The sequence below is a fragment of the Larkinella sp. C7 genome, assembly GCF_006149005.1.
In the GTDB taxonomy this organism is placed as follows: domain Bacteria; phylum Bacteroidota; class Bacteroidia; order Cytophagales; family Spirosomataceae; genus Larkinella.
Genome location: NZ_VBSL01000120.1, coordinates 1 through 513, shown reverse-complemented (window position 1 = coordinate 513; position 513 = coordinate 1). Strand labels below are relative to the sequence as shown.

General features: G+C 43.3%; 1 protein-coding gene. It reads left to right on the top strand.

The features are described from left to right. The coding region (locus FH871_RS34675) for a type I toxin-antitoxin system Fst family toxin (RefSeq protein WP_138995334.1) at positions 1-57 on the top strand (57 nt) is incomplete at its 5' end. Positions 58-513 lie beyond the last annotated feature (456 nt).

Below are 513 nucleotides of genomic sequence, written 5' to 3'. Positions count from 1 at the left end.
GTTGGGGTAGTGCTTGCACTATTTTCTAAATGGCTAAATAAGAAAGATGACGATTGAGTGCCATTAGCTCGGAACTTGGTAGTCGCAACCAAGTAAAAAAGCCTCCTACTTTGTGGACGATGTAGGGGGCTTTTCCGTTGCCTATGTGTAGGCAAGAAATTCTCATTCGCAAGTCTATTTTATCGAAGTTTGGAAGGTTTGTCAAATTTATTGTTATTAGGATTTGCTAACTTCAAGCACCCCTTAATCTTGAAAAACTGCCCCTAGAATTTTGGCCTAATTTGGGCAAAACGAGGACCTCAAGGACTAGTTTCCTGACTTCCCTGGCATGGGGTTAAGTTCGCTAAGAAGGAGCTTCTTTTTGTCTGACAAGAGCAATGTTGCACTAGAAGGGGTTCCTTTTGTCTATTAAGTAAGCAAGGGCTTTTTCGTGAGGTCACCTCCATGGCCTTTGGTGAGGGGGTGGCCCTACTTTTCGTCCTTGTTACCGGTTTCCTTTTTTCGCTAAAAAGG